2 protein-coding genes are annotated in these 600 nt (G+C 67.0%); one reads left to right on the forward strand and one right to left on the reverse strand.

The features are described from left to right. The coding region (locus tag CTZ28_RS46440) for a MarR family winged helix-turn-helix transcriptional regulator (protein ID WP_121895962.1) at positions 1-324 on the reverse strand (324 nt) is incomplete at its 3' end. A gap of 64 nt (positions 325-388) precedes the next feature. On the opposite strand from CTZ28_RS46440, the gene CTZ28_RS46445 reads away from it, so the two are divergent. Beyond that, positions 389-600: VOC family protein (locus tag CTZ28_RS46445; RefSeq protein WP_183154929.1), on the forward strand; the 212-nt coding region annotated here is incomplete at its 3' end.

A 600-nucleotide genomic window follows, 5' to 3' on the forward strand; every position in this document is an offset into this window, starting at 1 on the left:
GAGTTGGCGGCGTCCGAGGTCGGTCAGTTCGGTGGGCAGGGCCCTGCCCACGGGTGCCCGTGCCGGGCGGATGACGAGTCCCTGGCGTTCGAGGGCCTGCAGGAGCACATTCATCGACTGCCGGGTGACGAAGGCGCCGCGGGCGAGCTCGGAGTTCGACAGGCCCGGCCGCTGGGCGAGCAGCTCCAGGCAGGAGTAGTGGGTGATCGTCATGCCGAGCGGACTCAGCACGGCCTCCAGGGCGGAGTGCAGGGCGCTCGCGGCCGCCTTCAGCATGTACCCCAGCGATGTGTCCAGCTCGATTCCGGGCTCGCCTTGACTCATGTCAGCAGTCTGACATACAGTGCTGTATGTCAGAAGACTGACATGTGATGAGGAGGCAAGAACCGTGGCCGTCACCGGACCCGACTTCATTTCACTGCAGGTGCGCGACCTGGAGCGCTCCGCCGCTTTCTACGAGCAGTACCTGGGGCTGAAGCGCTCTGACGCAGGACCGCCGCACGCTGTCGTGTTCGACACCAAGCCGATCGCGTTCGCCGTCCGCGACGTCGTCGCGGGCGTCGACCTGGACGCGATCACGCAGCCGGGCCAGGGAATGGC

Source organism: Streptomyces shenzhenensis, assembly GCF_003688995.1.
GTDB classification, from domain to species: domain Bacteria; phylum Actinomycetota; class Actinomycetes; order Streptomycetales; family Streptomycetaceae; genus Streptomyces; species Streptomyces shenzhenensis_A.